Below are 5,936 nucleotides of genomic sequence, written 5' to 3'. Positions count from 1 at the left end.
GCAATGTAATTATTATCTCTCTAATGACAAGTTTTGACCCATCTGCTCAAGCTACACAATTACGCCTTGCCGTGCTCTTATTGGCAGCGGGTGAGGGCAGTAGGTTGGGTACGCATCCCAAAGCCTTGCTTCATCGGGATGGCCAGACTCTTTTGCAACGCTTTTCAGATGCTATCCAAGGATTTAACCCTGTTGAATACATCGTAGTGACCGGCTTTCATGCTCAAGCGATTGAGTCGGAGATTGCGAAGTTAAACCCCTTGCTAGCCCATCAAATCCAGGGCGTTCGAAATCCCTCCCCAGAAAGAGGTCAGCCTTCGTCTGTTCGCCTCGGGCTTGAATCCCTTCAAGTGCAATTTGATGTCTTGCTGGTTGCCTTGTCTGATCAACCTGAGATTGGAGAGGCGGAGATTCAAGATCTACTGGACGAGTACATTAAGCGAGAGGCCGGCGAGGAAATTATCTTGCCAGTGTTTAATGGGAAGCGTGGCAATCCAGCACTGTTTTCTTACGAAGCGATCTCGGAAGTGCTGAAGACTCCTGATATGGTTTGTAGAGTATATATGGATGCCCGCCCCAAGCAAGTCAGGGTCATGAGCACGAGCAAGCAGGCATTTGTAATGGATGTCGACACGCTAGAAGACATCCAGCTTCACAAATTAAGCATGACTTAGTTTTTAAATCTCGGCAATCAACTCGATTTCAACACAAGCGCCTAAGGGGATTTGCGCAACACCAAATGCGCTACGGGCATGCTTGCCTGCATCGCCAAATACTTCAAAGAGTAATTCTGAGCATCCATTCACTACTAAGTGTTGTTCGGTAAATTCAGAGGTGGAGTTCACTAAGCCCATGACTTTCACAATACGCTTCACTTTATCGAGAGAGCCTAAGTGATTTTGCAGAGTGGAAATCAGATCAATCGCAATCGACTTTGCAGCTACTTTACCGGTCTCCGTATCCATGTCTAGACCTAACTTTCCAACCCAAGGCTTGCCATCATTCTTGGCAATGTGGCCAGATAGAAATACGGTATTGCCTGTCGTGGCAGCCATGACGTAGGCAGCAGCAGGTGGTCCAGGAGGTGGCAAATCGATACCAAGAGTTTTAAGGCGATCGCTAATGTGATTTGTCATAGTTTTTTAGTAAAAATTGAAATAGAAAAATAGAAAAGGTGGTTTAAGCAAATCTTACTGGATTACTTTGACAGTTGACGCATCGCATCTTCAAGACCATTCAAGGTAACGGGATACATGCGATCTTTCATAAGGCCTTTCATGATGTCTATAGATTGACGATACTGCCAAACTGATTCAGGTTCTGGATTGAGCCATGCAAAGCGGGGGAAATGGTCAATGAGGCGATTAATCCAAGTTGCGCCAGTTTCTCGGTTGTTGTATTCAACTGAACCATTCTGACTCAGAATTTCATAGGGAGACATGGTGGCATCGCCAATAAAAATGAGTTTGTAGTCTGGGCCATACTTATTGATGATGTCTTGTGTTGCCGTGACTTGATCACGTCTACGGCGATTACTCTGCCAGAGATGCTCATTCACACAGTTGTGGAAATAGTAATACTCCAAGTATTTGAATTCGGTTTTGACGGCAGTGAATAATTCAGAGATGCGCTGGATATGATCATCCATGGAGCCGCCTACATCCATCAGCAATAAAACTTTGACCTGGTTATGACGCTCAGGACGCATTTGAATATCCAGCATGCCCGCATTCGCAGCAGTCGAGTGAATGGTTTTGTCGAGATCCAGCTCTAGACTGGAGCCTTCTCTGGCAAAACGTCTCAAGCGACGTAATGCCATTTTGATATTACGAGTCCCTAGGCTGAGATCGCTGTCATAGTCTTTGAATTCTCTCGCCTCCCAAACTTTGATGGCAGTGCGATTTCCTGCACTCTCTCCACCAACACGAATACCCTCTGGGTGATAGCCGCTATGACCAAAAGGAGAGGAGCCTCCGGCACCTATCCATTTATTGCCACCGCCGTGCCACTCTTTTTGCTCTTTCAAAAGCTCTTGAAGGCGCTTTTGTAATGCTTCATGACCACCCAACTTGTTGAGCTCTGCTTTTTCTTCTTCCGTTAATACGCGTTGTAGTTTTTTCTCAAGCCAGTCCAATGGTATATCAGGTGCTAATGCAATGAGTTGCTCTACACCATTGAAGTAAGACCCAAAGACCTGATCAAAGCGATCAAAATGCTGCTCATCTTTCACCAAAGTCATCCGTGCAAGTTGATAGAACTCATCAACAGAAGACCCAATGACACCTTTCTTTAAGGCCTCCAGAAGAGTTAAAAACTCTCGAACAGAAGCAGGGACTTTAGCCTCTTTGAGTTTTAGAAAAAATTGAATCAACATGATTCAGCTATTGCAGTGTGGCAGCAAGTGGAATCAACGGTGATTACGATTCATCATCACCAAGCGCTCAAACAGATGAATGTCTTGCTCGTTTTTAAGTAGTGCGCCATGCAACGGTGGAATTGCAATTTTTTCTTCTCCGCTATAAAGAGCCTCAGCTGGTATGTCTTCTGCCAGCAATAGTTTTAACCAATCAATTAATTCCGAAGTGGAAGGTTTCTTTTTTAAGCCCGGTAAAGATCGGATTTGATAAAAAGATTTGAGCGCGGCCTCTAGTAAATCTTGTTTGATATTTGGGTGATGAACATCAACAATGCTTTGCATCGTTCCAGCATCTGGGAATGAGATGTAATGAAAAAAGCAGCGGCGCAAAAATGCATCGGGCAATTCTTTTTCATTATTTGAGGTGATGATGACAAGAGGGCGGTGCTTTGCCTTAATTAGCTCACGTGTTTCGTACACATAGAATTCCATGCGGTCAATTTCTCGCAGGAGATCATTTGGAAACTCAATATCTGCTTTATCAATCTCATCAATTAGCAGGACGACGGGTTCATCTGCCTCAAATGCTTGCCACAGCACGCCTTTAATAATGTAGTTACGGATGTCATTTACTTTTGCATCGCCTAGTTGGGAGTCCCTCAGGCGGCTAACGGCATCGTATTCATAGAGGCCCTGCTGGGCCTTGGTGGTCGATTTAATATGCCATTGCAACAAAGGCATATTCAAAGCGGTGGCAACTTCCTCTGCCAACATGGTTTTACCTGTCCCTGGTTCGCCCTTAATAAGTAAAGGGCGCTGCAGTTGAATTGCAGCGTTGACTGCCAATTTCAGGTCATTCGTAGCTACATAACTTTGGGAGCCGTCGAAGCGGGATTTGGTATTGGTCATCGTAAGGTGGAGTGAATTTGTCTGTAAAGAGCGTTCAAGTATAGGTAAAAGGGCCGTTATTTTCAGTGTTTTGCTAATTTAAGGGGGGTGAAAGGGGGTGCCTCGGTCCGTCTCCGCTATACTCTTTCAAAATTGATTTAAATCAAACCTGTAAATAATGATTTCTATGAAAAAACACCTCATTCTTTCCCATTTGACACTGTGTGCTGGTTTGGCTTTTGCTGGATTTGCTGCACAAGCCCAAGATGTTAAAGGCTCTGCCCAAGCTGGTCAGGGCAAGGTTTGGCTTTGTATTGGTTGCCACTCCATCCCTGACTACCGTGCGGACTATCCTTTGGTATACAGGGTTCCAATGTTGGGAGGTCAAAATGCTGCTTACATCGCCAGTTCCTTAGCTGCCTATAAAAAAGGCGAAAGAAAGCATCCAACGATGCGTTCTATTGCTTCCGGCTTGTCTGATCAGGACATGGCTGATCTTGGCGAGTACTATGCTGCGCAGACTGCCAGCTCACCCAATAACCCATTGAAGTGATATTTAGAGGCATGTTTATGAAATTCGCACTAATTACCGTCATTTTATTATCCAGCATTGGGCTAGCTCATGCAGCTAGCGCTGACAAAGGTCGGGCGCTTGTAGAGAAGGCCAATTGCGCCTCTTGCCATGGTGCTGGCCTCAATGCTCCTATCCTGCCCGCTTACCCAAAGTTAGCTGGTCAGTATCCTGATTACCTCTATTACGCTTTAAAAGCTTATAAAGTGGGCAATGGAAATGCTCAGTATGGCCGTAACAATGCCATTATGGGTTCTCAAGTTCAATCTTTCTCTGATGCGGATATGCAAGATATTGCTGCGTACATCTCTAAGCTGCCTGGCAATTTCGTAGTCAAGAAATAATCCAGACACTCAGTAAGCCCTGCTTATAGGGCCTTGGTCAATCACCCAGGCCTTTTTTATTTTGTAGCCTCAAGACCTCTTGCCAGATGTTTACGCATAGCCAGCTCGGCTGCCAGAGGATCTCTTTTGAGGATCGCCTGGAGTATCTCGCGATGCTCAACTAGGGAGCTCAATAATCTACCGCTCCGACTCAATGAATCCCGTCTTTGAAGTTTAAGAACCTTGCGCAGGTCCTCGATAACGCCATTCATCCACTTATTTCCTGCGATTTCTTGAATTAGCTCATGAAACCTGACATTAATCTCAAAGAATTGCTCTAAATCCCTATCTGCAGCAGCCTTTTCTAGGCGGTGATGTAGGTTATCCAGTTGAGTTAGTTGTTCTTCCGTTGCTTTTAGCGCTGTTTCTTTTGCGGCTTGACCCTCTAAAAGTGAGAGTACAGTAAAGATTTGCTCAAGATCGCGCCTATCTACCTCAGTGACATAAGCGCCTTTATTCATTTTAGTTGTTACCAAGCCCTCAGAGGCCAGAACCTTAATGGCTTCTCTCATTGGGGTGCGGCTGATACCAAATGCAGTAGCTAGACTTTGTTCGTCTAACCAGCTTCCAGGAGCCAATTCATGGGAGAAGATCTGCGCTCGGAGGCGCTCAGCGACGTCTTCGTATAAAGGTCTATTAATCAGTTTTGTATTCATAATTATGTATACAGTATCTAGACAAATTAAAAAAAGTCAAGCAAAATAGCCCTACAAATTTAGCAACAATGCAATAAAGCCAACTAGGAGTGCTTTATGAGTACAAGTGAAAAAAAGTCTGGAACGAATGCATCGAATATTTGGCCAAATGTGCCAGATAGCAATTTAGAGGCTTGGAAAAAATCAGCTCAAAAGTCAGCGCCAAATGGTGACGTCGATAAATTAGGCTGGCAAACCCCAGATGGCATTCATCTCAAGGCCTTATATACGGCGGAAGATACTGCAGGTCTTCAGTACACTCACTCTTTACCGGGCTTTGAGCCATTTGTTCGTGGACCTCAGGCAACAATGTACTCTGTCCGACCTTGGACTATTCGCCAGTACGCCGGTTTTTCAACCGCAGAAGAATCTAATGCCTTTTATCGCAAGGCCTTAGATGCTGGGGGTCAAGGTGTTTCCGTGGCATTCGACTTGGCAACCCATCGTGGCTATGACTCCGATCATCCTCGCGTAACTGGTGACGTTGGTAAAGCGGGTGTTGCTATTGACTCTGTTGAAGATATGAAAATCTTGTTTGATGGCATTCCATTGGACAAGGTATCTGTTTCGATGACGATGAATGGCGCCGTATTGCCGGTATTGGCTGGATATATTGTTGCTGGTGAAGAGCAGGGTGTAAAGCAAGAGTTGTTATCAGGAACCATTCAGAATGACATTCTGAAAGAGTTCATGGTTCGCAATACTTACATCTACCCACCAGAACCTTCCATGCGCATCATCGGTGACATCATTGAGTACACCGCCAAGCACATGCCGAAATTTAACTCGATCTCTATTTCCGGTTATCACATGCAAGAGGCGGGTGCGAACCAAGTTCTCGAACTAGCATTTACATTGGCCGATGGTAAGGAGTATGTCAAAACAGCCCTTGCTAAAGGCTTGGATGTTGATGTCTTTGCTGGTCGCCTTTCATTCTTCTTTGCCATTGGCATGAACTTTTATTTAGAAGTTGCTAAGTTACGTGCTGCACGTCTCTTGTGGTGGCGCATCATGAAATCATTCGAGCCAAAGAATCCAAAGTC

At 45.0% G+C, this 5,936-nt stretch carries 8 protein-coding genes; 4 read left to right on the top strand and 4 right to left on the bottom strand.

Features of this window, described 5'->3' with window-relative positions; translation table 11 throughout:
- A partial coding sequence (locus tag B7Y67_RS09685) for a nucleotidyltransferase family protein (RefSeq protein WP_293598466.1) occupies positions 1-674 on the top strand: 674 nt, incomplete at its 5' end.
- A gap of 3 nt (positions 675-677) precedes the next feature.
- Here B7Y67_RS09685 and B7Y67_RS09680 read toward each other — a convergent pair.
- From B7Y67_RS09680 to B7Y67_RS09670, 3 genes are all read right to left on the bottom strand, one after another.
- Positions 678-1,136 carry a RidA family protein gene (locus B7Y67_RS09680; RefSeq protein WP_293598465.1) on the bottom strand — a complete coding sequence of 153 codons (459 nt, stop codon included), beginning with the start codon at positions 1,134-1,136 and terminating at the stop codon, positions 678-680.
- A gap of 62 nt (positions 1,137-1,198) precedes the next feature.
- Entirely contained in the window at positions 1,199-2,374 is a 1,176-nt protein-coding gene (locus B7Y67_RS09675; RefSeq protein ID WP_293598464.1) for a VWA domain-containing protein, read from the bottom strand.
- Between the two features lie 33 nt (positions 2,375-2,407).
- Entirely contained in the window at positions 2,408-3,265 is an 858-nt protein-coding gene (locus B7Y67_RS09670; protein WP_293598463.1) for a MoxR family ATPase, read from the bottom strand.
- Between the two features lie 166 nt (positions 3,266-3,431).
- Here B7Y67_RS09670 and B7Y67_RS09665 point away from each other — a divergent pair, with 166 nt between their 5' ends.
- Positions 3,432-3,797 carry a cytochrome c gene (locus B7Y67_RS09665; RefSeq protein WP_293598462.1) on the top strand — a complete coding sequence of 122 codons (366 nt, stop codon included), beginning with the start codon at positions 3,432-3,434 and terminating at the stop codon, positions 3,795-3,797.
- 17 nt (positions 3,798-3,814) lie between these two features.
- Positions 3,815-4,159 (top strand): cytochrome c, encoded by a 345-nt coding sequence (locus B7Y67_RS09660; RefSeq protein WP_293598461.1) that lies wholly within the window; start codon positions 3,815-3,817, stop codon positions 4,157-4,159.
- Positions 4,160-4,215: 56 nt separating this feature from the next.
- On the opposite strand, the gene B7Y67_RS09655 is transcribed toward B7Y67_RS09660, so the two are convergent.
- Positions 4,216-4,854: a GntR family transcriptional regulator gene (locus B7Y67_RS09655; protein ID WP_293598460.1), complete on the bottom strand. Its 639-nt coding sequence runs from the start codon at positions 4,852-4,854 to the stop codon at positions 4,216-4,218.
- 96 nt (positions 4,855-4,950) lie between these two features.
- On the opposite strand from B7Y67_RS09655, the gene B7Y67_RS09650 reads away from it, so the two are divergent.
- On the top strand, positions 4,951-5,936 hold a 986-nt coding region (locus B7Y67_RS09650; protein ID WP_293598459.1), incomplete at its 3' end, for a methylmalonyl-CoA mutase family protein.

It is taken from the genome of Polynucleobacter sp. 35-46-11, from assembly GCF_002281105.1.
Note: the sequence above shows the minus strand (reverse complement) of the source record. Positions and strands in the feature narration are given on the sequence as shown.